The organism is Petroclostridium xylanilyticum, from assembly GCF_002252565.1.
Lineage (GTDB): Bacteria > Bacillota > Clostridia > SK-Y3 > SK-Y3 > Petroclostridium > Petroclostridium xylanilyticum.
Genome location: NZ_NPML01000027.1, coordinates 53,427 through 79,204 on the forward strand (window position 1 = coordinate 53,427; position 25,778 = coordinate 79,204).

27 protein-coding genes and 2 pseudogenes are annotated in these 25,778 nt (G+C 44.1%); 25 read left to right on the top strand and 4 right to left on the bottom strand.

Features of this window, described 5'->3' with window-relative positions:
- Positions 1 to 124: 124 nt before the first annotated feature.
- The 6 genes and pseudogenes from CIB29_RS16045 to CIB29_RS19595 all read left to right on the top strand — a co-directional run bounded on the left by CIB29_RS16045 (position 125) and on the right by CIB29_RS19595 (position 5,965).
- Positions 125 to 1,729, top strand: a complete 1,605-nt coding sequence (locus tag CIB29_RS16045) for a terminase TerL endonuclease subunit (protein WP_198543943.1) — start codon at positions 125 to 127, stop codon at positions 1,727 to 1,729.
- Positions 1,726 to 2,991 carry a phage portal protein gene (locus CIB29_RS16050; protein WP_094551414.1) on the top strand — a complete coding sequence of 422 codons (1,266 nt, stop codon included), beginning with the start codon at positions 1,726 to 1,728 and terminating at the stop codon, positions 2,989 to 2,991. Before CIB29_RS16045 ends, CIB29_RS16050 begins: the two co-directional genes overlap by 4 nt.
- Positions 2,988 to 3,737 carry a head maturation protease, ClpP-related gene (locus tag CIB29_RS16055; protein ID WP_094551415.1) on the top strand — a complete coding sequence of 250 codons (750 nt, stop codon included), beginning with the start codon at positions 2,988 to 2,990 and terminating at the stop codon, positions 3,735 to 3,737. The genes CIB29_RS16050 and CIB29_RS16055 overlap by 4 nt, the downstream gene beginning before the upstream one ends.
- Before the next feature lie 20 nt (positions 3,738 to 3,757).
- Positions 3,758 to 5,395, top strand: a pseudogene (locus CIB29_RS16060) (phage major capsid protein).
- On the top strand, positions 5,395 to 5,784 hold the full coding sequence (locus CIB29_RS16065) for a hypothetical protein (protein WP_094551416.1): 390 nt from the start codon (positions 5,395 to 5,397) through the stop codon (positions 5,782 to 5,784). The pseudogene CIB29_RS16060 and the gene CIB29_RS16065 overlap by 1 nt, the downstream one beginning before the upstream one ends.
- Positions 5,774 to 5,965: a hypothetical protein gene (locus tag CIB29_RS19595; protein WP_094551417.1), complete on the top strand. Its 192-nt coding sequence runs from the start codon at positions 5,774 to 5,776 to the stop codon at positions 5,963 to 5,965. The genes CIB29_RS16065 and CIB29_RS19595 overlap by 11 nt, the downstream gene beginning before the upstream one ends.
- A 49-nt stretch (positions 5,966 to 6,014) precedes the next feature.
- Here CIB29_RS19595 and CIB29_RS16075 read toward each other — a convergent pair whose 3' ends face one another.
- Together CIB29_RS16075 and CIB29_RS16080 are read right to left on the bottom strand one after the other, a co-directional pair.
- On the bottom strand, positions 6,015 to 6,419 hold the full coding sequence (locus CIB29_RS16075) for a putative toxin-antitoxin system toxin component, PIN family (protein WP_094551418.1): 405 nt from the start codon (positions 6,417 to 6,419) through the stop codon (positions 6,015 to 6,017).
- Complete coding sequence (locus tag CIB29_RS16080) at positions 6,416 to 6,688, bottom strand: AbrB/MazE/SpoVT family DNA-binding domain-containing protein (protein ID WP_094551419.1); 273 nt, start codon at positions 6,686 to 6,688, stop codon at positions 6,416 to 6,418. The genes CIB29_RS16075 and CIB29_RS16080 overlap by 4 nt, the downstream gene beginning before the upstream one ends.
- A 133-nt stretch (positions 6,689 to 6,821) precedes the next feature.
- Here CIB29_RS16080 and CIB29_RS19775 point away from each other — a divergent pair.
- The 3 genes and pseudogenes from CIB29_RS19775 to CIB29_RS16095 form a co-directional block, all read left to right on the top strand.
- A pseudogene (locus CIB29_RS19775) lies at positions 6,822 to 7,325 on the top strand (phage tail protein); the annotation flags it as partial.
- Positions 7,326 to 8,324: 999 nt separating this feature from the next.
- Positions 8,325 to 9,098: a distal tail protein Dit gene (locus tag CIB29_RS16090; RefSeq protein ID WP_094551420.1), complete on the top strand. Its 774-nt coding sequence runs from the start codon at positions 8,325 to 8,327 to the stop codon at positions 9,096 to 9,098.
- The gene (locus CIB29_RS16095; protein ID WP_479724526.1) at positions 9,089 to 11,626 is read left to right on the top strand and encodes a phage tail spike protein; all 2,538 of its coding nucleotides are present in this window, start codon (positions 9,089 to 9,091) and stop codon (positions 11,624 to 11,626) included. Before CIB29_RS16090 ends, CIB29_RS16095 begins: the two co-directional genes overlap by 10 nt.
- Before the next feature lie 92 nt (positions 11,627 to 11,718).
- On the opposite strand, the gene CIB29_RS16100 is transcribed toward CIB29_RS16095, so the two are convergent.
- Together CIB29_RS16100 and CIB29_RS16105 are read right to left on the bottom strand one after the other, a co-directional pair.
- Positions 11,719 to 12,390: a nitroreductase family protein gene (locus CIB29_RS16100; RefSeq protein ID WP_094551421.1), complete on the bottom strand. Its 672-nt coding sequence runs from the start codon at positions 12,388 to 12,390 to the stop codon at positions 11,719 to 11,721.
- Positions 12,391 to 12,495: 105 nt separating this feature from the next.
- Complete coding sequence (locus tag CIB29_RS16105) at positions 12,496 to 12,759, bottom strand: ArsR/SmtB family transcription factor (protein WP_242965288.1); 264 nt, start codon at positions 12,757 to 12,759, stop codon at positions 12,496 to 12,498.
- 735 nt (positions 12,760 to 13,494) lie between these two features.
- Here CIB29_RS16105 and CIB29_RS16110 point away from each other — a divergent pair.
- From CIB29_RS16110 to CIB29_RS16175, 16 genes are all read left to right on the top strand, one after another.
- The gene (locus CIB29_RS16110; RefSeq protein WP_094551422.1) at positions 13,495 to 13,854 is read left to right on the top strand and encodes an HNH endonuclease; all 360 of its coding nucleotides are present in this window, start codon (positions 13,495 to 13,497) and stop codon (positions 13,852 to 13,854) included.
- Between the two features lie 110 nt (positions 13,855 to 13,964).
- The gene (locus CIB29_RS16115; RefSeq protein ID WP_094551423.1) at positions 13,965 to 14,945 is read left to right on the top strand and encodes a major capsid protein; all 981 of its coding nucleotides are present in this window, start codon (positions 13,965 to 13,967) and stop codon (positions 14,943 to 14,945) included.
- A gap of 14 nt (positions 14,946 to 14,959) precedes the next feature.
- Complete coding sequence (locus CIB29_RS16120) at positions 14,960 to 15,274, top strand: hypothetical protein (RefSeq protein ID WP_157910338.1); 315 nt, start codon at positions 14,960 to 14,962, stop codon at positions 15,272 to 15,274.
- A 3-nt stretch (positions 15,275 to 15,277) separates the two neighbouring features.
- A complete protein-coding gene (locus CIB29_RS16125) occupies positions 15,278 to 15,577 on the top strand; it encodes a phage head-tail connector protein (protein ID WP_094551426.1) in 300 nt (99 codons plus the stop codon).
- A 1-nt stretch (position 15,578) separates the two neighbouring features.
- Complete coding sequence (locus tag CIB29_RS19025; protein ID WP_198543939.1) at positions 15,579 to 15,974, top strand: hypothetical protein; 396 nt, start codon at positions 15,579 to 15,581, stop codon at positions 15,972 to 15,974.
- 75 nt (positions 15,975 to 16,049) lie between these two features.
- The gene (locus tag CIB29_RS19300; protein WP_242965289.1) at positions 16,050 to 16,343 is read left to right on the top strand and encodes a hypothetical protein; all 294 of its coding nucleotides are present in this window, start codon (positions 16,050 to 16,052) and stop codon (positions 16,341 to 16,343) included.
- The gene (locus CIB29_RS16135) at positions 16,271 to 16,864 is read left to right on the top strand and encodes a recombinase zinc beta ribbon domain-containing protein (protein ID WP_242965300.1); all 594 of its coding nucleotides are present in this window, start codon (positions 16,271 to 16,273) and stop codon (positions 16,862 to 16,864) included. Before CIB29_RS19300 ends, CIB29_RS16135 begins: the two co-directional genes overlap by 73 nt.
- Before the next feature lie 17 nt (positions 16,865 to 16,881).
- The gene (locus tag CIB29_RS19305; protein ID WP_094551430.1) at positions 16,882 to 17,157 is read left to right on the top strand and encodes a hypothetical protein; all 276 of its coding nucleotides are present in this window, start codon (positions 16,882 to 16,884) and stop codon (positions 17,155 to 17,157) included.
- An 84-nt stretch (positions 17,158 to 17,241) separates the two neighbouring features.
- Positions 17,242 to 19,206: an McrB family protein gene (locus tag CIB29_RS16145; protein ID WP_094551432.1), complete on the top strand. Its 1,965-nt coding sequence runs from the start codon at positions 17,242 to 17,244 to the stop codon at positions 19,204 to 19,206.
- The gene (locus CIB29_RS16150) at positions 19,190 to 21,001 is read left to right on the top strand and encodes a nuclease domain-containing protein (RefSeq protein ID WP_094551434.1); all 1,812 of its coding nucleotides are present in this window, start codon (positions 19,190 to 19,192) and stop codon (positions 20,999 to 21,001) included. The genes CIB29_RS16145 and CIB29_RS16150 overlap by 17 nt, the downstream gene beginning before the upstream one ends.
- Positions 21,002 to 21,492: 491 nt before the next feature.
- The gene (locus tag CIB29_RS16155) at positions 21,493 to 22,665 is read left to right on the top strand and encodes an iron-containing alcohol dehydrogenase (protein WP_094551436.1); all 1,173 of its coding nucleotides are present in this window, start codon (positions 21,493 to 21,495) and stop codon (positions 22,663 to 22,665) included.
- A 130-nt stretch (positions 22,666 to 22,795) separates the two neighbouring features.
- Entirely contained in the window at positions 22,796 to 23,479 is a 684-nt protein-coding gene (locus CIB29_RS19310) for a cyclophilin-like fold protein (protein WP_242965290.1), read from the top strand.
- Positions 23,463 to 23,630 (top strand): hypothetical protein, encoded by a 168-nt coding sequence (locus CIB29_RS18690; RefSeq protein WP_157910339.1) that lies wholly within the window; start codon positions 23,463 to 23,465, stop codon positions 23,628 to 23,630. The genes CIB29_RS19310 and CIB29_RS18690 overlap by 17 nt, the downstream gene beginning before the upstream one ends.
- Before the next feature lie 59 nt (positions 23,631 to 23,689).
- Positions 23,690 to 24,109 (top strand): cupin domain-containing protein, encoded by a 420-nt coding sequence (locus CIB29_RS16165; RefSeq protein WP_094551437.1) that lies wholly within the window; start codon positions 23,690 to 23,692, stop codon positions 24,107 to 24,109.
- Positions 24,110 to 24,381: 272 nt separating this feature from the next.
- Complete coding sequence (locus CIB29_RS16170) at positions 24,382 to 24,768, top strand: MerR family transcriptional regulator (RefSeq protein WP_094550102.1); 387 nt, start codon at positions 24,382 to 24,384, stop codon at positions 24,766 to 24,768.
- Positions 24,769 to 24,887: 119 nt separating this feature from the next.
- Entirely contained in the window at positions 24,888 to 25,739 is an 852-nt protein-coding gene (locus CIB29_RS16175) for an aldo/keto reductase (RefSeq protein WP_094550100.1), read from the top strand.
- The last annotated feature ends 39 nt before the right edge of the window (positions 25,740 to 25,778 follow it).

The following is a 25,778-nucleotide window of genomic DNA, read 5'->3' on the forward strand; positions in this document are numbered from 1 at the left end:
AAAGACGCTGGCAGCGTAAATAACTTCATAGAAATCCACTTGGTAAGAAGGAGCTTCGCAAGAGGTTCCTTTTTTCTTACTCACTTAAAGCGTGTTCATCTTTTCAGGGAAGGAGGCGGCAAAGCTGCGGAAGTTAAAGCGATATAAACCTACGCGATTTATGGCGGAAGGATCCCAATACGACAAGGAAGCGGCGGATGCTGCCGTTACCTTTATAAACTGCCTGAAGCATACCAAGGGCGAATGGTACGGGATGCCATTCGAGCTGATTGACTGGCAGGAGCAGATCGTCCGCGACGTATTCGGGATTTTGAAGCCAAACGGATACCGGCAGTTTAACACCGCCTATGTGGAAATTCCGAAGAAACAAGGTAAATCGGAGCTTGCGGCGGCAATTGCCTTATACCTGACCTGCGGGGATTTTGAGCATGGCGGCGAGGTGTACGGCTGCGCATCCGACCGTCAGCAGGCGTCCATCGTTTTCGACGTGGCGGTGGACATGGTGGAGCAATGTCCCGCATTGAAATCGCGGATTAAACCGATGCTGTCGCAGAAGCGTTTGGTATACAGGCCGCTTGGAAGCTTCTATCAGGTGCTTTCGGCGGAAGCCTACACGAAACATGGACTTAATGTCCATGGCGTGGTATTTGACGAACTTCACGCCCAGCCGAACCGCGATCTGTATGACGTGATGCTTCACGGTTCCGGCGACGCGAGAAAACAGCCGCTGTTTTTCCTGATCACGACTGCGGGCACCGACAGGAATTCCATCTGCTGGGAGGTGCATCAAAAGGCTGAGGACATCCTGCAGGGACGCAAGATAGATCCGACTTTCTACCCGGTTATTTACAGTGCAGCCGATACCGACGACTGGACGAGCGAAAAGGTATGGAAAAAGGTTAATCCTTCGCTGGGCATTACTGTGGATATTGAAAAACTGAGGGTGGCTTTTGAAAACTCTAAACAGAATCCCGCGGAGGAGAACTTATTCCGTCAGCTTCGCCTGAACCAGTGGGTCAAGCAATCGGTGCGCTGGATGCCGATGGACAAATGGGACAGGTGCGCATTCCCTGTCGATGCGGAAAGCTTGCGCGGACGCATTTGCTATGGCGGCCTTGACCTGTCGAGTACTACCGATATTACAGCCTTTGTGCTGGTGTTTCCGCCGCTGGATGAATCGGATAAATATCAGATCCTGCCTTTCTTCTGGATACCGGAGGACAATATTGACCAGCGCGTGCGGAGGGACCATGTGCCGTATGACATATGGGAACGGCAGGGGTTTTTATACACGACCGAAGGCAACGTGGTTCATTACGGCTTCATTGAGAGCTTTATTGAGGAACTCGGTATGAAATATAACATTAGAGAAATTGCCTTTGACCGCTGGGGCGCGGTGCAAATGACACAAAACCTTGAGGCATTGGGTTTTACTGTTGTGCCGTTCGGTCAGGGGTTCAAGGACATGTCGCCTCCTACTAAAGAGCTTATGAAGCTGACTTTGGAGGAGCGCATTGCCCATGGCGGATATCCGGTACTGCGCTGGATGATGGACAATATCTTTGTCAAAACCGACCCGGCCGGAAATATAAAGCCTGATAAAGAAAAGTCCACCGAGAGAATAGACGGTGCGGTTGCGCTCATTATGGCGCTTGACCGCGCACTTCGCCATGGAGGAGATGATCGCAATGGCTCAATCTACGATGAAAGGGGGTTGCTGATTATATGAGAATATTTTCCCGCCTGTTCAAAGCAATGGATAAGCCGAAAAACAGCCTGTTCGGCAATGCATACAGCTTTTTCTTCGGTGGCACCAGCAGCGGCAAGACGGTCAATGAGCGGACAGCCATGCAGACAACGGCAGTGTATGCCTGTGTAAGGATACTTGCGGAGGCCATCGCAGGGCTTCCGCTGCATGTGTACCGGTATAAGGAAGACGGAGGCAAAGAGAAAGCGCTCACTCACCCGCTGTATTACCTGCTCCATGACGAGCCAAACCCAGAGATGACTTCATTCGTGTTCCGCGAGGCACTGATGAGTCATCTTCTTTTATGGGGAAATGCCTACGCCCAGATTATCAGGGACGGCACAGGCCGGGTGCTGGCTCTTTATCCCCTTTTGCCAAACAAGATGACGGTGGACAGGGCTCCAAACGGAGAACTGTATTACATCTACCGGCGGGACAGCAAGGAGAGCAGGACGGATCCGAAAGCGGGACTGGTATACCTGCGAAGCGAGGAGGTACTGCACATCCCAGGACTCGGCTTTGACGGGCTGATTGGCTACTCCCCTATTGCCATGGCCAAGAATGCAATAGGCATGGCCATTGCCTGCGAAGAGTATGGCGCGTCCTTCTTTGCAAACGGCGCAAACCCGGGCGGAGTTCTGGAACATCCGGGCGTGCTCAAGGACCCGGCAAAGGTGCGTGAAAGTTGGAACGCCGTCTATCAGGGAAGTGCCAACGTCCACCGCATTGCTGTTCTTGAAGAGGGCATGAAGTTTCAGCAGATCGGTATCCCGCCCGAACAGGCACAGTTTCTGGAGACAAGGAAGTTCCAGATAAACGAGATCGCCCGGATATTCCGCGTGCCTCCCCATATGGTAGGCGACCTTGAAAAGTCAAGCTTTTCAAACATCGAGCAGCAGTCGCTGGAGTTTGTCAAATATACGCTCGACCCGTGGGTGATGCGCTGGGAGCAGGCTATCCAAAAGGCGCTGCTTTTACCGTCGGAGAAGCGGACATATTTTGTCAAGTTCAATGTGGACGGTCTTTTGCGCGGAGATTATGCCAGCCGCATGAATGGCTATGCCACTGCAAGGCAGAACGGCTGGATGTCGGCCAACGATATCCGTGAGCTTGAGAATATGAACCGCATTCCTGCGGAGCTGGGCGGCGACCTGTATCTCATCAACGGCAATATGACCAAGCTTCAGGACGCTGGCGCATTTGCAGGCAAATCTAATGCAGAAACGGAGGGATCAAAAAGATGAGCAAATCATCCAAACCAAGCCCAACTCGCCGCTTTTGGAACTGGGTGCAAAACGAAGACGGCAGCCGCACCCTGTACCTCGACGGACCCATAGCCGAGGAAAGCTGGCTGGGAGACGAGGTGACTCCCAAACAATTCAAGTCAGAACTGCTTTCCGGAGAAGGTGACATTACGATCTGGATTAACAGTCCGGGCGGCGACATATTTGCGGCCAATCAGATTTACAACATGCTGATGGATTACAAAGGCAAAGTCACCGTAAAGATTGACGGTATCGCTGCCAGCGCCGCGTCGGTCATTGCTATGGCCGGAGGCGACGTGTTCATGTCGTCGGTGAGCATGATGATGATCCATAATCCAATGACTATAGCTATCGGCGATACGGAAGAGATGGAAAAGGCCATCGCCATGCTGGAAGAAATAAAGGAATCCATCATCAACGCCTATGAACTGAAAACAGGGCTTTCCCGGGCAAAAATATCGCACCTCATGGATGCGGAAAGCTGGTTTAACGCAAGAAAAGCGGTGGAACTGGGCTTTGCCGACGGCATCCTGTTTATGGAGGACGAATCGTCTCCCGCTGATTTCGAAGTATCGGAAGGAATGATTTTCAGCAGGCAAGCGGTGACAAATTCCATCCTGCAAAAACTTATACCTAAAGAAAAACCAATAGGAACCCCGATTGATGTCGCCAAAGCCACTCCAGCAGAGTGGCTTGAAAAGCGGCTTAATTTGCTGAAACCATAAATTTAAAGGAGGATTTAACAATGAGCAAAATATTGGAACTGCGTGAAAAACGTGCGAAAGCATGGGAAACCGCCAAAGCTTTCCTCGACAGCAAACGCGGAAGCGACGGGCTGCTTTCACCGGAGGACACCGCAACCTATGAGAAAATGGAAGCTGACGTTGTGGTGCTCGGCAAAGAAATAGAACGTCTTGAACGTCAGGCGGTCATCGATTTGGAACTATCAAAGCCGCTGAATGCCCCCATCACAGACAAGCCTGCTTCCATACCGGGCAATAATGAAAAAACCGGACGCGCAAGCGATGAATACCGACAGTCTTTCTGGAACATGATGCGCGGCAGACGCAAATATGACGTGCAGGACGCACTGCAGATCGGAGAAGACACTGAAGGCGGATACCTTGTCCCCGACGAGTTTGAGCGTACTCTTGTGGAAGTGCTGGAAGAGGAAAACATCTTCCGCCAGATTGCCAATGTAATTATAACGTCCAGCGGCGACAAGAAAATTCCGGTGGTGGCAAGCAAGGGCACTGCATCCTGGGTAGATGAAGAAGGCCAGATCCCGGAGAGCGACGACTCCTTTGCGCAGGTATCCATTGGAGCCTACAAGCTGGCGACAATGATCAAGGTGTCTGAGGAACTTTTAAATGACAGCGTATTCAATCTGGAGCAGTATATTGCCAAAGAGTTCGCCCGCCGCATCGGAGCAAAGGAGGAGGAAGCTTTCTTTGTCGGCGACGGTTCCGGCAAGCCTACAGGAATCTTGGCAAATAACGGCGGCGGCGAGGTCGGAGTGACCGCGGCAAGCGCGACAGCCATTACTCTTGACGAGATAATGGACTTGTTCTATAGCCTTAAGTCTCCCTACCGCAGGAACGCGGTATTTATCATGAACGATTCGACAGTCAAGACTATCAGGAAGCTTAAGGACAACAACGGCCAATACCTCTGGCAGCATTCCGTTACCGCCGGAACACCGGATACAATCCTCAACCGGCCTGTCAAGACGTCGGCATATATGCCTGCCATTGCCGCCGGAGCTAAGACGATAGTATTCGGCGACTTTTCCTACTACTGGGTGGCAGACCGCCAGGGCAGGGTCTTCAAGCGGCTCAACGAGCTGTATGCCGCTACCGGACAGGTGGGCTTCATGGCAACACAGCGCGTGGACGGCAAACTGGTGCTGGCCGAGGCGACGCTTTATGCTGATGACGGAGCGGCTGAAGTAGTCAAGGAATTTCAAAGCGGTACCTTATCTCTCGGCGTTGCAGACATAGGTGTTGCCGCAGCCGAGGTTTTGACGGGAGCTACCCTTGACGACAACAAGGTGCTGATTTCTGCCAGCGAGGACGGAGGTGCTCCGGTGGCAATCGGCTTCAGAGCCAAAAAAGCCAACGGCAAGTACAGGTATTTCTGACTGTACCGGGTAAAATTCGGCATCCCTGCGACAAACCTGCAGACGAAGGGTGACAGCATCACTTTTTCAACGCCAACCATAGAAGGAACAGTCATGCGGCGCAACAAGCCGGACGGCCAGGGCAAGCATCCGTGGAAGGCGGAGGTCAGCGAGGACGATCCCGGCGTATTGCCTGCCACTATTACCGGCTGGTATACGCAGGTATATGAACCTGTCTTTGCTGTAGGAGGAGGCGGTGAATAATGCAGGATGCTGATAGACGCGCAAGCATCAGCATCGGCAGCGAGGAGTATCAGCTTATTCTAACCACCAGAGCGACAAAGGAAATCGCTAAAAGGTACGGCGGACTTGAAAATCTCGGCACCAAGCTGATGAAGACAGAAAACTCCGAGATGGCGCTGGATGAAGTAGTGTGGCTGATTACGCTGTTAGCCAACCAAAGCATCCTGATACACAATCTAAAAAACGAGGATAAGCGGGAACTTCTGACCGAGGAGGCGGTGGAGCTTCTTACTTCTCCGCTGGAGCTGGCGGCATACAAGAACGCAATTATGGAAGCGATGTTCAAAGGCACGAAAAGAAACGTTCAAAGTGAGGATGATTCAAAAACACACAGGCCGGGTGAGCGATGAGGAATTGTTCACTCGGCTTTTGTATTACGGCACTGTCCAGCTTCACAGCTCAGAGGAGGAAGTATGGCTAATGCCTATCGGATACCTGCTGGATTTGTGGGAGTGCCACAAGCAGTTCTTAGGTATTTCCAAACCGAAACGGGAGCTGACCATCGATGATGTGATCCCCTATGGAATATAAACAGCAAAAAGCAGGGAATTTATCCAATCCCTGCTTTACAAAGCTGCTGTTATTCCATTTGCAAAAACTCTGCCGCTGTTACGATCTTTGGGTTTGTGATGCCGGATTCAAGAAAATCCCTGTCGCCGGTTACAAGTACGTCGGCTTTTGCCGCAACGGCTGCCCGGAGAATTGGCCTGTCGGATACGTCCCTGACAAGAGTTTCATCGGACACGTCAACAGCAGGAGTCGGAACAACTTCAAGGACGGTAAGCGCAAGCGCCAAAAAGCGTTCAAGCGCCTGGATTTTGTGAGGGAATTTCCGGTTGTATACCCGGCGAAGCTCATCGATGTTTTGATCGCAGACCATACCGTGGTTGGGGTGTGTAACGGCTTTGACGTACGCCTGATATGGCGTTCCTTCACTGCTCAAGGATGCGGAGATCAGGATATTGGTGTCGATCAATACTCTCATAGTCCTTCAATCTCCGCGCGGACGTCCTTTACCAGATCCATAACGTCGTCATCACTGCGGATCCCGGCTTTTTCCGCCTCGCCCTCCATTTCTTTCTGCAGCATTTTCATGGCATAAACAGCAGAGTTCATAAGGATGACACGGTCTTCCTCGCAGATGAGAGTGACACGGTCTCCGGTGGAAAGGCGAAGTTTGGAGCGGATATCTTTTGGCAGCGTGATCTGGCCTTTGGCCATTACCTTTGCATTATCAACTATAGGAACGCTCATGCTGAAACCTCCTTTATTGGATTTGAAAAGCAGGGAAATCCCTACTTTTCCTACTATTAGTATATGCCAAACCGCGTTGAAATACAATAGCCTTTAATAATTTTTATAAATTTTGCAGGAAGGAGGCGGTTTTGTGGCAGACGATTTTGGCCTGAAGATCGGCATTGAAGGCGAAAAGGAATTTAAAAACGCCATTCGGGAAATCAACCAAAGCTTCAAGGTGCTGGGCAGCGAAATGAACCTTGTCGCATCCCAGTTTGACAAACAGGATAAGTCAGTTGAAGCTGTTACTGTGCGAAACAGGGTACTAAGCAAAGAGATCGATGCGCAGAAAGAAAAAATCGCCACCTTGGAGAAAGCGCTTGCCAATGCCGCCTCCTCTTTCGGGGAAACCGACCGGCGTACTCAGTCCTGGCAGATACAGCTTAACAATGCCAAGGCTGAACTTAACAAAATGGAGCGAGAGCTGGAGCAGAGCAACAAAGCGCTGGACAATGCAGGCGATGAGTTCAACGAAGCGGAAAAACAGGCCGGCGAATTTGGCGATGAAATCAAAAAAGCCGCCGATCAGGCAGACGACGCTGGAGGGCGTTTTGAAAAATTAGGCGGCGTTTTGAAAGGAATCGGCGGGGCTATAGTGGATAATCTACCTGTCATTATCGACGCGGCAGTGCAGATTGTCATGACGCTATTGCAGGCTTTAATCGACGCTTTGCCGCAGATAACCGACGGCGCGCTGCAGCTTGTAATGGCTTTGGTGCAGGGCATTATCGACAACCTTCCCGCTTTGGTGGAGGCAGCCGTTCAAATGATTGTGACGCTGGCGGCAGGAATCGGAGATGCGCTGCCGGAGCTGATACCTGCAATCGTCGAAGCCGTCATCCTTATCTGCGAGACGCTCATAAACAACATGGATCAGATCCTTGAAGCGGCCTTTGCCATTATTGAAGGGCTGGCGCAGGGTCTTGTAAATGCCCTGCCAAAGCTTATCGAGGCCCTGCCGAGGATTATTGCGTCCATCGTTGATTTTATGACGAACAACCTGCCGAAGATCATAGAACTGGGAATTACGCTGATTGTTCAGCTTGCGGTCGGCCTGATTAAAGCCATTCCTGAGCTTGTGAAGTCATTGCCTCAGATTGTTGCGGCTATCATTGAAGGCTTGGGTAAAGCGGTCGTTTCGGTAGTTGAGATCGGCAAGAACATCGTTCGGGGCATATGGGAGAAGGCATCAAGAGCCTTGGAAGCTGGCTGTGGGAAAAGGTCAGCAGTTTCTTCTCCGGAATTTGTGGACGGCGTGAAGAACTTCCTTGGCATCCACTCCCTGTCTACCGTTTTTGAAGGCATCGGCGGCAATATGGCGCAGGGCATCGGCGAAGGTTTCGACAAGGCCATGGCAAAAGTGGCGGACGATATGCAAAATGCGGTACCGACGGACTTCAATATATCGCCCGACCTCAACATAAGCGGACGCAGCGGATCCGGCGGCTTAAGTTCCGGCCCGATGGTTTTAGTTCAGCAGATGATTGTAAGAAGCGAGGACGATATCCGAAGGATTTCACAGGAACTGTATAAACTTATCCAGACCGGCTCAAGGGCGCAGGGCCGGTTCAGTACGGCATAAAGGAGGGGGCACATGGGGTTTATATATAACGGCATATCATCGCAAAGCATGAAAATACGGGCAAGGCTTATCGGATGGCTGGTATCCCCCTCCCTCCGCAATTCTTTTGAAACGGTACCGGGCAAGGCGGGTGTTGCCGATTTCGGCTGCGATTTTTCCGAGCGCGCTATTACCCTAAGCTGCAGTGTGCTTCCCCAGCGAAGCTTTGCTGATCTGGTTTCGGTGCTGGACAACGTATCCGAATGGCTGAATCCCGCAAACGGGCTGAAGCAGCTCATACTCGACGATGTGCCTGACAGGTATTTTCAGGCGCGGCTTTCGGAAACGGTGGACTGCGAGCGGCTGCTTCGGACTGCGGGAAGCTTTGATCTTCGATTTATCTGCCCCGATCCATATGCATATGCGATTGAGGATGAAGTGTTTGTTCTTTCCCAAACGGGGACTTGCGAAGTGGAACGCCTGACAGGCAATGCGGATTCCGAGCCGGTGTATCTTCTCAAAGGCATAATCTCAGCGTCGGCTTCAAGCTATATATCGATTATTACCAACGGCGAAGAGCTGCGCGTCATCGGCGCGCTGGCGGAGGGCGAGACACTTGTTATTGATACCGGCATGGTGACAGCCAAGGTTACGGATGCTGCCGGAAACACCCTGCGAAACGGCCTGCTCTGCCTTCGGGGGCTGAACTTTCCGGTATTACGCAAGGGCTCAAACAGCATTGAAATTGCAGCCGTAGACGCGACGTTCACGGAACTGAAAATACAGGCGAAAAGCAGATGGAGGTGATGAAGGTGGCGATCAAGTCAATTTTAACAAATCAGGAGGATTTCACCGGCGAGTTCCCGATAACTTCGAGGACATCCGCTTTATGGCGTTTCAACGAAAGCGCCCCGGACGGCAATCTGCGGCTGGCAGATTCGTCGGGACATGGCAGGCATTTTACCGTTTCCGGCTGGTCAGGCACCACCGCCTCTCTTGTAAAGGGCAGACTCGGACGTTATTTCCGGCAGAACATCAATAATCCTGCCACCGAAAAGACCCACCTTATAGCCACGAACGACGGCAGCTTTTTCAGCAGTTTGGGAGAAAAAATCGTTGTAGGAGGATGGATTAACCCTACCACGTATTCGGTGGGACAGACTTATATTCCAATATTCAATACCCGCCAAGGACACGGCCAGCCGATTTTCTATGTATCGCTGTATCAGGGAAGGTTCAGGCTGATGCTTTGCAACTCCTCCGGCAACCTTATTTATGACCAGAGCGAAACGGCCACCATCACCATGAAAAACGGCGGCTGGTATTTTATCGCCTCCATTATCGAAGTAAACAGCAAAAAGGTGCAGAACATCATCTGCGACCGCAGCGACGGCGCAACATGGGTGTCGCCTCTGCGCACCTTCACAGGCGAACTGAACCGTCAATGCACCGCCAATATTATTATGGGCATGCACGCAAATACCTACTACTATGCCGGAGGCTTTGACGACTGGTTTTTGGAAACAGACTCACAACTTATGGCAGACGATTTGCTGGAGTATTTTAAGGCATCTCTTTATGCTAACGGCGGAGATACAAGCGCGGATGTGGACGCTTTGACCGAACCGGGCGCAGTTACGCTTAAAGCAACCGGCGGCGTGTATCCTGAAAGCGGCGTGTTATATACAAAAGCTGTACCATGCGCTTTGTCCGGCAACGGGCGTGTGGCGGTGACCAGCGAATATGCCGCAGGTGTGACGTCAGTTTCCTTGATAGAGACCAGTACGAGCGACGACCTTGCGGAATGGTCGGCATGGCAGGCGGTGGGAACCAGCGGAGAACTGCAATCGCCTAACCGCCAATACATTAGGTTTCGGGTGACCCTTGTCACCGCCGACACGTCAAAAACGCCGAAACTCCTGGAAATTCAGCTTCATGATATTCCCAAAGCGCCTTACGAAAAGTTAGGCTTTGCCCGTCCTGTAGTTCTAGACGAAAATGGCTTATGGGAGGCTGTTCTTGAAAATGCCTTTGACATTATCGTAACCGGCGAGGTAAACGGCGCGGATACGCTGGAGTTCAAGCTGCCGTTCCATGATCCGAAAAGAGGCGCGCTGGAAAACGAAAAGCAGGTTCAGATCGTAAACGATATCTACCGGATCCGCACCCTGACAGACAACAAGAGCGAAGACGGGCGCATTATCACGCAGGTTTACGCCGAAGCGGCGTTTTACGACCTGTCCTTCAGCGGGGAAAAAGAACCGGCGGACTTCAATGCCGATACTGCAGATGTTCCGATGCAGTATGCGCTTCAAGGCACCGGCTGGTCAGTGGGCAATGTAACGGTCAACGCCAGGCGGACATGGCAGTGCACCGAGAAAAACGCGCTGGCCATCCTGCGGGCAATACAGAACATTTATGGAGGCGATCTTGTGTTTGACAGCGCCAACCATCTGGTGCATCTCTTAAGCTTTAGCGGAACGGACAGCGGGGCGCTGTTTTCATACCGAAAAAACTTAAAAAGCATCCAGAGGGTGGTAGATACACGAGATTTGGTAACAAGGCTCTATGCTTACGGAAAGGACGGCATGACCTTTGCTTCTATCAACGGAGGCAAGGAGTATGTGGAGGATTACAGCTATTCAAGCGAGGTGCGGATATCGACGCTTGACTGTTCATCCTTCAGCAATCCGTATCAAATGCTGGAATACGCACAGATGCGCCTTGCGGAATATTCCAAACCCCGCGTTTCCTATGTGCTGTCGGCCATGGACTTGTCGGCTCTGACCGGCTACGAGCACGAATCATGGAAACTTGGCGACATCGTAACGGTGGACGACAAGGAACTGGGTCTGTCCATCAAGACTCGCATCGTGAGACGGCAGTACAACCTGCAGGAGCCGTGGAAAACTGTGATTGAGCTTTTCACAAAACTTAAGGAGCTTGGCGATTCTTCGGCGCAGTGGGACAAGGCGGCGGATACGCTGTCGTCCACCGACCTGCTTGACCGGCAAGAGATCAAGGATATGGTGCCATTCAATCATCTTCGCAATTCAAGGGCGGACAACGGTTTTGCCTATTGGGTCAATTCCGGGTTTGAGGTGGATACCGAAAACGGCGTTTCGGGAACGGCTTCCTTTAAGGCGGTGGGCGTATCCGGTGTGACTAAGAGCCAGTCGCAGACGGTGTATCCGGCGACGCGCAAGAACTACACTTTTTCGGCGCAAATTGCTTCCGAAAACCTCAAAAAAGGAGAAAACGGCCAGGCAGGCGTTGAGGTGGTCATTGAATACGAGGACGGCACAACAGAAACAAGATTTATTGATTTGTTTTAGAAAAGGTAGATGAGCAGGTTGGCTTCAATTGAAACCGGCCTGCTCGTTAAATTGAAATTTGCTGCTTATGAAATCAACACATCAATAAATGGTCAGTCCTTCGTCCACTCAAAGTTTTCCTTGCCTGCACCGATTTCAAAGTGATATTTGACAATGCCGAGGTCAACTTTTGAGTAAAAGCCGCCGGTGGATTCCGCCTTTACCTTATTACCGGAAAGAGTTATAAGGAATTTTTGCTGGTTCATTGCAGTGGGGGCAAGCATTGCCGCTTCCATGCCGGAGCGGAACCAATCGGGCATAGTCCCGTTCACTTTGCAAAGGGATTCTATCGGTTTGCTTTTGTGCGGAACGCCTTGGTTCTCGCCATATCCAACCGCAAGAACACAGACGAGTTTCTCGCCTTTATTAATCTTCGCACCGCATTTGCCTTTGCTGAAGGTTAGGGCTACCCAACAGGTGTTTAGTCCGAGTTGTTGTGCTTTCAGTGCGATACGTTCGCCGTAGTAGCCGATTTTTTCATCAAGGTCAGGGCGTTTCTTTCCGATGAGCGCAATATAGTTTTTAACACCGCTGAAATTCCCATAGTGTGCCATAAAGCCGCCAAAGGCCTGCGGTTCATCGGTTACCAGCTGGATATTGAGGCCGCTTTCGGCATTGCGGGCGGAAATTTCGGCTTGCAGCGCTGAAAGGACTTCTCCCTCAATTTTTTTGTCGGTATACCTTCTCACCGAATGGCGGTTTTTTATCATTGTAAGAATGTCCATGGTTACTCCTCCTAAATTTTTGATTACTGTATTATGCATTCCCGCTTCTGTCTGGGGCAGCGGTTACCAGAGCACGAATGCGTCCAAAAAGAGCTTCAATTTTGCTCAGTTCAGATATGTTGTAGTCAAGGTAATAGTAGTTGCGGGTGTGCCTTCACGGCGCATTCGTATGATTCCTGCATCCATTAGAATTTTGATGTGGTGCGATACTGCCGGACGGGACAGATTTGTCTTTGCGGTAATCTCACCCACACGGACGCCGTCGCATTCACTTTCAAGCAGAGCAGTGATAATGTGCAGTCTTGTTTCGTCACCGAGGGCAATGAAAGCTTTTCGGCAGGCTTTAAATTCTTCCGACAGGCTGCGCATATTTTGTTTGCATTGTTCGCGCTGTTCGCAGTTTGAGCAGTCTCTGGCTTCTTTCATATTGCACCCCCTTCCAATGGAGCGGTAGTGTCAAAAATTTTATCAACTTTTGACCTGTACCCTTTGATTTTATTGACTTTTATTTAAAATTTATCTTAACCCTATAAAATTGGAAATTGAGAATGTATAGATTTGAAAAGAGAAAGGTACTTTCCCCCTTTTATCTGGTATAATGTTGTTGTGAAGACTAACACCCCAGAAAGGAGATAAGTACCTTTGAACAACATTATATCAGCCTTAAATGCAAAAAGCCCACTAAGTGTGCATGTCAAACGACAGAGGCCTGTGGGAATTGTTAATATTATAATATACCTTTAAATATGGCTTGTCAATACCCTGCGGGGAGTTTTTGTATCAAGCAAATAATCATTTTTGTTTTATCTACTTGCTATTTTATTTTTTATTGGAAAGAAAGTCAATAAGCATCGATATATGAGATTTTTGTGAGATGCAAAATACTGATATCCGTAATATGCTTGTATTGTGAAGATGTATACACAAAGCCTGCATGGGAGAAATCCTGTGAGGGCTTTTGCTTTGCCTAGCTATGAGATGAGATTTTTATGAGATGAATTTCTTAGAAACCTCAAGTACAATTATATTATGAAAAACTGTAGAGAGAGCCTTCATGGGAGCAGTCCTTTGAGGGCTTTTTCTATGCCCTAAAGGAGGTGGCTTATGCCAAGGAAACCGAAAAGACCATGCTCCTTTCCCGGCTGCCTCGAGCTGACCGAAGGACGTTTCTGTGAGCAACACGCAAAGCAGGAAGCAGCCCGCTATGAGAAATATGACAGAGACCCTGCTACGCGTAAGCGATATGGCCGTAGCTGGAAACGCATACGCGACCGATACATCGCCGCACATCCTTTGTGTGAAGAGTGCAAACGCAAAGGAAAGATAACACCCGCCGAAGAGGTACACCACATACTTCCTCTGTCAAAGGGAGGAACCCACGCAGAAAGTAATCTGATGAGTCTTTGCACTCCTTGTCATTCCGCTATTACTGCAAGGGATGGCGACCGCTGGCATACCCGGTAGGGGCGGTCAAATCTCTGTGTCTTTTATGATGTGCAACGGGCGGGGGGTCACGCGCACAAAATCGCAGTTTCAAAGGGGGTATATGCCCCATCGGAAAGGAGATTGATTTTATGATTACATTGGCACAGGCAAAATTAAACACACAGGATGATATACAGGCAGGAGTTATTGATGAATTCAGGAAGAGTTCATTCATACTGGACAACATACCCTTTGATGACGCTGTTACCCCTGGGACAAACGGCGCAACACTTACATACGGGTACACAAGGCTGATCACACAGCCGACAGCGGCTTTCAGGGCCATCAACAGCGAATATACCCCGCAGGAAGTTGAAAAGCAGAGGTATACGGTTGAGTTAAAGCCCTTCGGAGGCTCCTTCCAGATTGACAGGATTATTGCCAGCACAGGAGGACTGGTGGATGAAGTAAACCTTCAGGTTCAGCAGAAGGTGAAGGCGGCAAGGGCGTTATTCCATGATACCATCATCAATGGCGATTCTGCTGTGGATGCCAATTCCTTTGATGGGCTCAATAAAGCAATCACAGGTTCAAGTACAGAATTTAACGCAGGAGCATATATAGACCTGTCCAGTTCATCGGCAGTGGATACCAACTATAAGCAGTTCCTTGACCTGCTGGATGAATTCCTCTCCAATCTTGATGAAAAGCCTACCTTCCTTGGAGGGAATTCAAAACTCATCACTAAAATCAAAGCAGTAGCAAGAAGAGCAGGATACTTCACTCAGAGCGAGGATGCATTCGGCAGGAAGGTAGATGCCTATGACGGAATTGTACTGGTTGACCTTGGAGCAAAAGCAGGAAGCAATGACCCTGTAGTCTCTATCGTTAATACAAGGAAACCAAATGGCACTGATGTAGTGACAGGTCTTACCGACCTTTATGCAGCAAGGTTAGCCTTGGATGGATTCCATGCCGTATCCCTCGCAAATCAGGACTTGGTGAAGATATGGCTTCCCGACTTTTCTACAGCCGGAGCCGTAAAGAACGGAGAAGTGGAAATGGTGGCGGCTGTTGCATTAAAAGCTACCAAGGCGGCAGGAGTATTCAGGAACATTAAAGTAGCATGACGGAGGTATTGGCTATGGCAAGGATATATTCGAAAAATAAGCAATACAACGGTATATCCGCCGGCGTAAACTTTGTAAACGGGGTAGGGGTTACTGATGACCCTTACCTTGTTTCCTGGTTTATGGAGAATGGCTATACCGTAGAAGAGAAAAAAGAAATAAAAAATTATGAAAACATGACCTATAAGGAATTGACCGATTATGCAAAAGAGCGTGGGTTTAACGGAATCGGGTATAAAAAGGAACAGCTAATTCAGGCATTATATGATTTGGACAAAAAAGTAGGTCGTGTTTGCGCAGAAGATAAAATAAGGGAAACGGAGGGGTAGCCTGTGCTTGAAATCGTAAAAATGCTGCTTGGCATGGATATTTCAGACACCTCGAAAGACAACCTGCTCAACCATTTCATTAAGAAAGCTATAGATATTATCTTAGGCTACTGCAATATAGATGTGCTGCCTGAACAGTATCATGATGTGGCTGCCGACCTTGCAGTTTTCCTCTATAACAACAGGGATTTGGAAGGGATAACAAAGAAAACCGAAGGGGAGAAAAGCCTCACAATCATAAATGACATTCCCGAATCCATAAGGCTTGCGCTTCCGCCTCCAAGGATAAGGGTGGTAGGCTGATATGTTTTATAATATCTTGATAAAAATATATTCAAGTCCTGACCCCAATTCATATATAAAATCTATTTATGCCGACGTTCAGCCTTATTTAAAAAGCATGATGTTTGAAGATGGTTTTGAAATAAACATAACCAAGAGAGTTTTTTGTGATATTGAAAACTCCATTAATATACACGGAAATGAAATATTTGACAAATCCGTTGCATGGTCTATCCGCAATCAGGACGGGACTTCAACGCCATATGCTTCCACCACAGCGTCAACAGGGAACAGCGCAACCGTAAAGGCAGCAAGCAGCTCTGCCTACCTGAATAAATATGTGGTCTTGAAAGCTACGTTATCGGATGATTCTACAGTATTTAAAGAATTCAATATTCAGATAAAGAGTTTATTATAGATAAATGATACAGGGGCTTGCCGGAAGGTGAGCCTCTTTCAAATATGGGTTTAATGAAGGGAGACAAGAGATTATATGATCAATGAAGCGAATATCAATTATAGATTGAGTTTACATATATTAAATACATTAAAGAAAAACAACCTTCTCCGATTATATCAAAGGAGATTTTTGACAGAGTACAGGCTGAGAAAGCAAGAAGGGCTGCAAAATATAACAATGTTGAAGGCGACAGGCAGAAATATTCTAATAAATACCCCTTCAGCGGCAAGGTCTTCTGCGGGAACTGCGGTAATATATACAGAAGAAGGCAGTGGAACAGCAATAACCCGTCCAGGAAATTCGTATGGCAGTGTAAAACCTATATAATGAATGGAAAAAAGGCATGTGCAGCCAAAGCGGTGGATGAAAGCGTTTTGAAAGATGCCTTTGTCAGGGTGTTCAACCAATTATATGAGAATCGTGAAGGTTTTATAAAGACGCTGATGGAAAATATAGAGAAGGTGCTTCTTCATAAGCCGAGTGATAGAGAAATTGAAGCATTGGAAAATAAGATTGAAGAACTGAAAACTGAACTGAAAAGACTGATACGGTTTCAGACCAATAACGGTATGGACGATGAGGTCTACAGGGAAGAGTACAAGAGGATTTCAGGTGAACTGGAGAAATTGAGAGAAAAGAGGGCAGAGGTTGATAAGGACAGTATATTGAAGGAGAGCCTGAAGGGGAAAGTAGATGAGATTATTGAGGTAATAAAGGGCAGGCAGAAAGCCCTTGAAGAGTTTGATGAAGGAATATTCAATGCGTTGGTTGAGAAGATAGAAGTTGTCTCACCAACGCATTTTGTTTTTGAGTTGAAAAGTGGGGCTAGGGTGGAGGAAAGAATATAAATAACGTTGTTTCGACAATGGTTTGCATAAAATTGTATATGGGATATACCAGGATAACCAACGAGATGACCGAGTTCAGGCAGCAACGTTCGGCCTTTACTCAGGCAGAGTTTAAGCGGAAAGATACCCTTGCAAGGGTTAGGGAGATAGAAAAAATGCTTCGAGGACAGGAAATTGTGAAGGAGTTTGATGAGGATTTGTTTACTTCACTGGTGGAGAGAATACGGGTAAAGTCGCTGGTGGAAGTGGTGTTTGTGTTGAAGGCGGGGGTTGAGGTGGGGGAGATATTATAACATTGTATGAAAATTATGGTATAATGTTGGTGTGCTTCTTAAATAGAGAGGTACTCTTTATTTTACTAGGAGGGATGAAAATATATGCTTTTAGATAAAGAAATTGGAGTATATATAGCTGGTATATTATATCCTGATGTAGATTTACAAGCAATACAAATAAGTAACTTCGGTGATATTTTATTTAAGGTTAAACCAATTAGCTGGGTTCCCAAATCAATAAAAGATTGTGCTTCCATGCATAACTTGAAAATAGTTTTCTCTGGATATGCAAAGAATATTGCGGGATGGAAAGAAGAAGTATATTATCCTGAAAAAGAAAGGATAGAGAAATTTAGAGAATTTATTGAAAATAAAATTATCATTTTTAAACCATTTATCGAAAGAAGGGGAGAAAAGTATTATTTTAATCTTTCAAAAGAAACTACACCGGTCTTAGTTGATAAGCCAAAAGGTGGGGGCTATTCATATATTCCAATTCCGATTTTAGATGAGTTTTCTTCTATAGAGTTTGAAAAGAGATTATTAAATAATCAAGCTATATCGCTTAAGAATGTTATTGATTTGGAAGAAGTTGAAGATATATTTAACGTTTTATATAACAATGGTTACCTATATGGTGAGTTTCAAGAGAATGACAAAAAAATTAGTTCTTGCATATTTAAATGCAGTGGAGATATTAAAAAAATAATATTAAGTAAGGTAGAAGATATTAATAACTATAGTATAGTGATAGGGAAACGGCTAATTTTTATTGAAGAAAGTTTTTTAGATAATGCTATTATTGATAAGCTTCTTGGTAATGGGCTTAGCCTTATAAATGCAACATCCATGGAAAAGGCAAATGGAGCTAAAGAAGAACATAGTGCTACAAATTCATATACCCGAGTTATTGTTAATAATACCTTAAATATTGAATATAGTGATAATAATGTAATTGATGAATTGCAGTTTATTGAGTGGTTTAAATATGTATCAGAAAAGGAAAGGATGTTATATGATTTAAAAACATTAATAAACTTCCATGTATCAGTAAAAACCGGGAGTTTAGTAATTCTTAATGGAATTTCAGGAACTGGTAAGTCTAGATTAGTTAATATATATAAAAGTGCTTTAGGAATAGATGAAGATAAGCAGTTCAAAATTGTATCAGTCAAGCCTAATTGGAATGACGATAGTGATATTATTGGATTTCTTGATATAGCGAATAATATTTACAGACCTTCAGAAACTGGAATTGTTGATTTACTAAAAGATGCGCAGAAGAATCCTAATAAAATATATATTATATGCTTTGATGAAATGAATTTAGCAAGAGTTGAGTACTATTTTAGCCAGTTCTTGAGTAGGCTTGAGATGTCAGGAGCAGAACGAAGTATAATTCTTTATAATGAAGAAAAAGAGAAAACACTTTATAATAGAAGTGATTATCCTCCTCGTATTGATATTGGTAAGAATGTATTCTTTATTGGAACAATAAATATTGATGAGACAACTCAAAGCTTCTCAGATAAGGTGCTTGACAGAGCTAATTTAATAAATACAGGCGTATTATCTTTTAAGGATTGGAAACATAACTTTTCAAATGAAAAAATGCCTGATAGACCTATAAATAAGGAAATTACAATGGATACTTTTGAAAGTTGGGTCAACAGTGATAATAGACCCATATTGAGTGATAGGGAATTGGATTTTTTTGATAAATTAAACTATTTATTAGATAAAAATATTAACAAATGCATAGGGTACAGAGTAATTACTCAAATAGATAAGTATATAAAGAACATTCCAATATTCCCTAATGATGAGAAATTTAAGAGTATTGGTTTTAACCGCTCTTATGCATTTGACTTACAAATTGTACAACGTGTTTTGCCTAAAATAAGAGGTCCATTAGAAGAATTGAAAGATATTATTGGACACTCTAAAGAGAATGGTGAATTGTTCAAATTACTTAATGAATTTGAGGATTTAAGTGGATTTGAACTAACGAGAAAGATTCTTCACAATAAAGCAAAGGAGTTAGATATTCATGGTTATACATCATGAAAAACTCCCTTTTAAGGTATGCTTTTACCAGACTTGGTACAAGGATGATAAAGTTATTAACAAGGAAGAGAAGCTAGTTGAATTTTTTAGTGATTATGATGAAGAAGATATAGCACAAATTACTGAAATCCGGGAATTAATTGATACATCAGTAATTTTGAGAGCCAAAAGCGAGGATAGCATATATGATTTGAAACTCTATATCGATGGTATTGACGTTCTTGATAAAGTAGTTGTGAATGAAAATGACATATATATCCCTAATGGAATGCTATTCCCAATCTATATACAGAGAAAAAATGATAGGAGTTACCCTTGGATTCCAGGTTTGTACAGGATAATAGTTGAATGTGAGGGTGTTAAGTATTATTCTTATGTAAATGTTATCCCATTACATATTAAAGAAAACGAGCTTGATGTTTTGCGAAGTGATATAGAAAACATTTCTGAAGGCTTAGCAAGAGAACTTGTTTTGCAAAGGAAAGGTGTCATTTATAGCAATAACGATGGATATCTTTCCCCATTGTTTCTAGATAAGTATTATGTGTTAAAATCTGTTTTTAATAAGCTAAGGTATGTTCTGAATGATATTGTAAAAGAGCCTTTACGAGAAGTAGTTAAGTACTATGAATTAACTCCAGCTAATAAAGCAAAAAAGGTTGATGATAAAACCAATAAATGGTTTCTTTCTCTGAAAGGCCAAATATATAACTCAGGAGATAAAAAACAAGCAAAAGTTTTATTATGCCCTAAAGCAGTTTTGGAAGATAATATTTTAGTAAATCAATGGATTAAACATATACTAAGTATTATAGTATATACTTTGAACAAGAATATAAAAGCATTAGAAGAATATGAAGAATTTTATAAAAGTGAAATCGAAGGATTAAAGCGTTTTAATAATGGCGTTTTATCTGGAGGTCAAGCACTACTTAAAAATCGTCAATGGGCACTTGAGGAAATTAAAAGAATAAAGACAGAGAGTTCACAATACATAAGTTTTATAAAATCGGTTCTCAATAGTGAGTTATTTAATAAAATAAATAAACTTTCAGATTTAAAATTACCTATGATTCTTTTACGAGAAAAAAGGTATCGTTTTCTATATAATATCTATAGAGCTTTTACTGATAACATTCAAGTAATTCCGAAAGGCATATTCGAGTTTCAGTGGAAATCAACTGATAGACTTTATGAGTATTGGTGTTACATAAAATTAATAACATTACTCACTGAAATGGGATATACACCTGTTAGAGGATGGATTTTTGACAAAATTACTAATAGAAATAAATTTGCTGCCTTTATAAAAGACGGTACAGTAATTGAAATGGTGAATGGGAATTGCACATTGTTGTTAATATTTAATAAAGAAATTTCTCTTGATAAGCACTTTTCAATTGCAAATGAGGAATATATTTGGTCTAAGCTCGGCAATAATAAACCGGACATAAGAATCGATGTATTCTTTGATAAAATATTTAGACACTCTGTTGTAATAGATGCAAAGTATAGAAATCCAGAAGCTGTATGGGATAAGAAAAAAACGAAAGAATGTAGAAGACCAGCGACAATGATACAACTCAGTAATTATAAATTGTCATTTGAGAACCCAAATGTACCTGATAAATCGGTTGTAAAAAGGGTTTTTGCTTTTTGTCCTAAACTAATAAATGGCTTTCCATATGATGAAGATGATGATCATGGAATTACTGTCGCATTTTTTAAACCGAATATTGACTTTAGCCATGTAAAAGTACTATTGCAAAAGAATATTAGTATGGAAACATATTAAGTGTTTTCTTTTAACCGCTTTTCGCCGCTCGAAGCACTGTGACTACGCTAATAGTTCTGTATTTACCTGCCTAAAAAGTAAATATATTCCTTTTATACTCTCCACGCACGTTGAGTGAATAGTTCTGATAAAACGTGCCGAAAGCCGCATGGGATAAGGATTTCCTTGGATTTTGAAGAGTGGTTTTTGAAAGGAAAAAATGATGATAAAAAATGGATTTCCGGTTAAAAGAGATATATAGATGATAAAAGTATCAAACAGCAGATGCATCATACAATAATTTGTTATTGCATGATAGTAGAATATTGCGAACTTATTAACTATTTTTAGGCAAGGAGTGCAGTTAAATAAAATTGCACTCCTTTTTGTTAAAAGTGCTTGACTTGGAGTTAACTCCAAGTGATAAGCTATTCTGTGTAGGTGATCCTATGACAATACTAATTAGAGTTAACTCTGTCATGAAATACTAATTATAAAATGGAGGATTTAATATGAGTTTTAACATGTATGTACCTACAAGAGTTTTATTCGGAGCAGGCCAATTAAGTAATTTGCATGCACAAAAAATGCCTGGTAAAAAAGCTATGATTGTTATTTCAAAGGGAAAATCTGCAAAAGCAAACGGATATCTTACAAGAACAGAAGAACAATTGCAGTTAGCAGGAGTAGAATCCGTGGTGTTTGATAAGGTAGAAGCAAATCCATTGAAATCAACGGTCATGGCGGGGGTTGCCTTTGCAAAAGAAAACCAGTGCGATTTCATTGTTGCATTGGGCGGTGGCAGTACTATGGACGCATCAAAGGCTATTGCAACTATGGCAACGAACGATGGTGATTGTTGGGACTATGTCCATGGCGGAAGCGGAAAAGGAATGCCAATAGAAAATAAACCGTTCCCTATAATCGCAATTACTACTACAGCAGGTACAGGCTCCGAGGTTGATCCATGGGGCGTTGTTACGAATGAAGAAAAGCATGAAAAAATAGGGTTCGGCGGTATTGACGAGCTGTTTCCGGTTTTAGCAATTGTCGATCCCGAGCTTATGCTTACTGTGCCGCCGAAATATACTGCTTATCAAGGTTTTGATGCGCTGTTTCATAGCGTAGAAGGCTATGTTTCTAAATTCACCAATCTTATGAGCGATATGTATGCAATTACTGCTATTGAAAATATAGCACGAAACCTTCCAAAAGCAGTAAAAGACGGAAATGACATTGACGCACGCGAAAAGGTTGCTTTCGGCAATACGCTTTCCGGTGTAGTGATGTGTGTAGGGGCTGTTACCAGCCAGCATTCCTTGGAACATGCCATGTCGGCCTACCATCAGGAGCTTCCCCATGGAGCAGGCCTTATTATGATTAGCAAGGCATATTTCACACATCTCATTAACAAGCATGTATGTGATGACAGATTTGTTCAGATGGCTAAAGCTATGGGAATGGAAGATGCAAAAGAGCCGATGGACTTTATTACTATGTTAGTAAAATTACAGGAAGATTGCGGAGTTGCAGACCTCAAGATGTCCGATTATGGAATCAGGCCGGAAGAATTTGAAACACTGGCTAAAAACGCAAAGGAAACTATGGGTGGACTGTTCCTGTGCGACAGAAGCGAACTCAGCATTGAGGATTGTGTTGCCATCTATGAGGCTTCCTACAAGTAAAAATTAAAATTTTCAAGCAAAGACAGGCAGCCTGTCAAAGATATGTGCTCGGCTACGCCTCCATTGATGAACTGACCTGTCTTTGCTGGTTAACAATAAAGATGCAAAACTTTTATAGGAGAAAAACAAGATGAAAAAAATGTTATCTTTGGCAATCGCTTTGGTGATGGCTTTCACCCTCGCTGCTTGTAGCGGTAATAACGATAGTCCAAGCGACAATTCCAAACAGGAGCAGCAGCCTACTATGCCTATTGAGAGCGAATCTGCTGATGTAGAGAACGAAAGCCCGCCACCAGAAACTGAGGCTGCAGGTCCACCAACTGAAATAGTGGATAGTAAACCTGTTGAAAGGGAACCAGCTGTGTCACTAAATGAATCGAATGACCAAAGCACTTCGGTAGGTACAGAAAGCAGCAGTGAGACTAAGGATAACAAGGAGAGTTTAGATGCTATGGAAGATGTTAGAATAAAATTAACTTTTAACAACGAGGAAGTAATTGTGAAAATGTATGATAATCCAACAAGCAGGGATTTTTTAACATTACTCCCATTAACATTAACATTAGAAGATTATGCAGGAACCGAAAAAATTAGTAGTTTAGCAAAAAGATTATCTACAGAAGATGCACCACCAGGCAGTGATCCTTCAGTTGGAGATTTCACTTATTACTCTCCTTGGGGAAATTTGGCTATATTTTATAGAGATTTTGGTTATGCAAATGGACTTATTATATTGGGTAAGATTGAATCTGGCATAGAAAAGCTTGCAAGTATTCGCGGTGATTTTACGGTTACAATTGAAAAAATTAACTAAATTCGTTGCTGCTTTCCTCTATGATTTCCATGTGCCTTATACGAAAAATCTTGCCGAACATGGCATTCACATGGTCATTGCACGCAAGCATAGAAAGAAGAATATTAAAGATTTGTTTGAAATTACAAGTGTAAAGCCGGTAGTAAATTAGGTGGAATGACATCCAATATTTCAGTAGAAAGAAAAATTTAATTTAAAGGAGAATAAAACATGAACCAATCAAAAAATTTAAGTGAAAGTGTAATCTTCCCGAAAGGTGAAAAAATTACGAATGACTATTTTATAGGGACAGCATGGCTTGAAATGCTGGTTTCTAATGACAGCATCTTTAATTGCCCGATATACAATGTAACTTTCGAGCCAGGCGCAAGAAATAATTGGCATAAACATCCAGGTGGGCAGATTCTGCTTGTTACAGGCGGCAAAGGATATTATCAGGAAGAAGGCAAGCCTGTACAGGTGCTTTACGCAGGGGATGTAGTAAAGATCAATCCGGCTGTAAAACACTGGCATGGTGCTACACCGGATAGCTGGTTTACACATATCGGAATAACAACAAATCCTCAAAAGGGAGACGCCGAATGGTTAGAACCCGTAACGGATGAAGAATATATGGATTGTTCAGTCTAAAATTAAAAATAAATCAAGGAAACAATCCATGAAATTCGCCAAGTTTAAAATAGCGGAAATTTTGATTTTTAAACTTGGCGAATTATAACAATTTAAAATAACATTAATTTTAGGGAAAAGCTGGATGACTCGCAGGGTGAATTGTCATTTAGCTTATCTTACGGATCGATGTAGTCGACTTGGAAAGTGAGTAAGGATTTCTCTTTTTCTGAGAGCTTGACTTGGAGCTAACTTCAAGTGTTATGATATCGGATGTCAGGAGGTGAAACTGTATGACGATTGCAGAAGTAAGTGAAAAATTTAATGTTTCACAGGATACACTCCGCTATTATGAACGCATCGGACTGATTCCTCGTGTGAACCGTAATAAAAGCGGAATCAGGGATTATACTGAAGAAGACTGTAAGTGGGTCGAGTTTATCATATGTATGCGGAATGCAGGTCTTCCGATTGAAGTATTGATTGAGTATGTCGAGTTGTTTCAACAGGGTGATGCGACCATTGAGGCCAGAAAAGAACTTTTGACCGAGCAGCGTAAGCAGTTAATTGCAAGAATGGAAGATATGCAGAAAACACTGGAACGCCTGAATTATAAAATTGCAGTATATGAACAGATAGTAGTTGAAAAAGAAAAAGAACTAAAGAGATCGGAGAATTAATTTTATGGGCAAAAATGTATTGGTGCTGTCTGCCAGTTCGAGGAAAGGCGGAAATTCCGAGTAAAATGAGTATTGAGCAATCAAACTATGCAGCTTGCAAAATCAAAGGAGGATTTAGTATGCAAAACATAATTTTAAACAATGGTGTTGAGATGCCTATACTGGGCTTTGGAGTTTATCAGATTGCTGATGCGAAGGAATGCGAACAGTGTGTTTATGATGCGATCATGGCAGGCTATCGTTTGATTGATACCGCTGCTGCTTATCTAAACGAAGAGGCGGTTGGCAGAGCAATCAAACACAGTGGCGTACCGAGAGAGGAACTGTTTATTACGACTAAGCTCTGGATTCAGGATGCCGGTTACGAGAGTGCAAAAAGAGCCTTCGAGAAATCGCTGAAAAGATTGCAATTGGATTATTTGGATTTGTATTTAATCCATCAGCCATTTGGCGATGTATATGGTTCTTGGCGAGCTATGGAGGAACTGTATCGTGAGGGGAAAATTAGGGCGATTGGGGTTAGTAACTTTCAGATGGATCGTCTGGTGGATTTAATACTTCATAATGAAGTGGTTCCTGCCATAAATCAAATTGAAACACACCCATTCTGCCAGCAAATAGAAAGTGCTAAACTGATGAAAGAGTACAATGTACAGATAGAATCCTGGGGACCTTTTGCAGAAGGAAGAAATAACATGTTCCAGAATGAAGTTTTGTTATCACTGGCTGAAAAATATAGCAAATCAGTGGCACAGGTAATTTTACGCTGGTTGATACAAAGAGGAGTGGTTGCGATTCCGAAGTCTGTACACAAAGAAAGAATTATTGAAAACTTTAATATTTTTGATTTTAAATTAAGCCAAGAAGACATGGAGAAGATTGCATCACTAGACACGAAAAAAAGCAGCTTCTTTTCACATAATGATCCAGAAATCGTGAAATGGCTAGATACTGCTAAATTTGATATTTAATAGGTAGAATAGAAAAGATGCTTGATTAGAAAGGGAAAG

Excerpts from the sequence above, each read along its gene's own strand:
- CIB29_RS16050 (WP_094551414.1), top strand. The coding sequence starts at position 1,726 with ATGAGAATATTTTCCCGCCTGTTCAAAGCAATGGATAAGCCGAAAAAC.
- CIB29_RS16055 (WP_094551415.1), top strand. The coding sequence starts at position 2,988 with ATGAGCAAATCATCCAAACCAAGCCCAACTCGCCGCTTTTGGAACTGG.
- CIB29_RS16065 (WP_094551416.1), top strand. The coding sequence starts at position 5,395 with ATGCAGGATGCTGATAGACGCGCAAGCATCAGCATCGGCAGCGAGGAG.
- CIB29_RS16075 (WP_094551418.1), bottom strand. The coding sequence starts at position 6,419 with ATGAGAGTATTGATCGACACCAATATCCTGATCTCCGCATCCTTGAGC.
- CIB29_RS16080 (WP_094551419.1), bottom strand. The coding sequence starts at position 6,688 with ATGAGCGTTCCTATAGTTGATAATGCAAAGGTAATGGCCAAAGGCCAG.
- CIB29_RS16090 (WP_094551420.1), top strand. The coding sequence starts at position 8,325 with ATGGGGTTTATATATAACGGCATATCATCGCAAAGCATGAAAATACGG.
- CIB29_RS16095 (WP_479724526.1), top strand. The coding sequence starts at position 9,089 with ATGGAGGTGATGAAGGTGGCGATCAAGTCAATTTTAACAAATCAGGAG.
- CIB29_RS16100 (WP_094551421.1), bottom strand. The coding sequence starts at position 12,390 with ATGGACATTCTTACAATGATAAAAAACCGCCATTCGGTGAGAAGGTAT.
- CIB29_RS16105 (WP_242965288.1), bottom strand. The coding sequence starts at position 12,759 with ATGCGCAGCCTGTCGGAAGAATTTAAAGCCTGCCGAAAAGCTTTCATT.
- CIB29_RS16110 (WP_094551422.1), top strand. The coding sequence starts at position 13,495 with ATGCCAAGGAAACCGAAAAGACCATGCTCCTTTCCCGGCTGCCTCGAG.
- CIB29_RS16115 (WP_094551423.1), top strand. The coding sequence starts at position 13,965 with ATGATTACATTGGCACAGGCAAAATTAAACACACAGGATGATATACAG.
- CIB29_RS16120 (WP_157910338.1), top strand. The coding sequence starts at position 14,960 with ATGGCAAGGATATATTCGAAAAATAAGCAATACAACGGTATATCCGCC.
- CIB29_RS19025 (WP_198543939.1), top strand. The coding sequence starts at position 15,579 with ATGTTTTATAATATCTTGATAAAAATATATTCAAGTCCTGACCCCAAT.
- CIB29_RS19300 (WP_242965289.1), top strand. The coding sequence starts at position 16,050 with ATGATCAATGAAGCGAATATCAATTATAGATTGAGTTTACATATATTA.
- CIB29_RS19305 (WP_094551430.1), top strand. The coding sequence starts at position 16,882 with ATGGTTTGCATAAAATTGTATATGGGATATACCAGGATAACCAACGAG.
- CIB29_RS16145 (WP_094551432.1), top strand. The coding sequence starts at position 17,242 with ATGCTTTTAGATAAAGAAATTGGAGTATATATAGCTGGTATATTATAT.
- CIB29_RS16150 (WP_094551434.1), top strand. The coding sequence starts at position 19,190 with ATGGTTATACATCATGAAAAACTCCCTTTTAAGGTATGCTTTTACCAG.
- CIB29_RS16155 (WP_094551436.1), top strand. The coding sequence starts at position 21,493 with ATGAGTTTTAACATGTATGTACCTACAAGAGTTTTATTCGGAGCAGGC.
- CIB29_RS19310 (WP_242965290.1), top strand. The coding sequence starts at position 22,796 with ATGAAAAAAATGTTATCTTTGGCAATCGCTTTGGTGATGGCTTTCACC.
- CIB29_RS16165 (WP_094551437.1), top strand. The coding sequence starts at position 23,690 with ATGAACCAATCAAAAAATTTAAGTGAAAGTGTAATCTTCCCGAAAGGT.
- CIB29_RS16170 (WP_094550102.1), top strand. The coding sequence starts at position 24,382 with ATGACGATTGCAGAAGTAAGTGAAAAATTTAATGTTTCACAGGATACA.
- CIB29_RS16175 (WP_094550100.1), top strand. The coding sequence starts at position 24,888 with ATGCAAAACATAATTTTAAACAATGGTGTTGAGATGCCTATACTGGGC.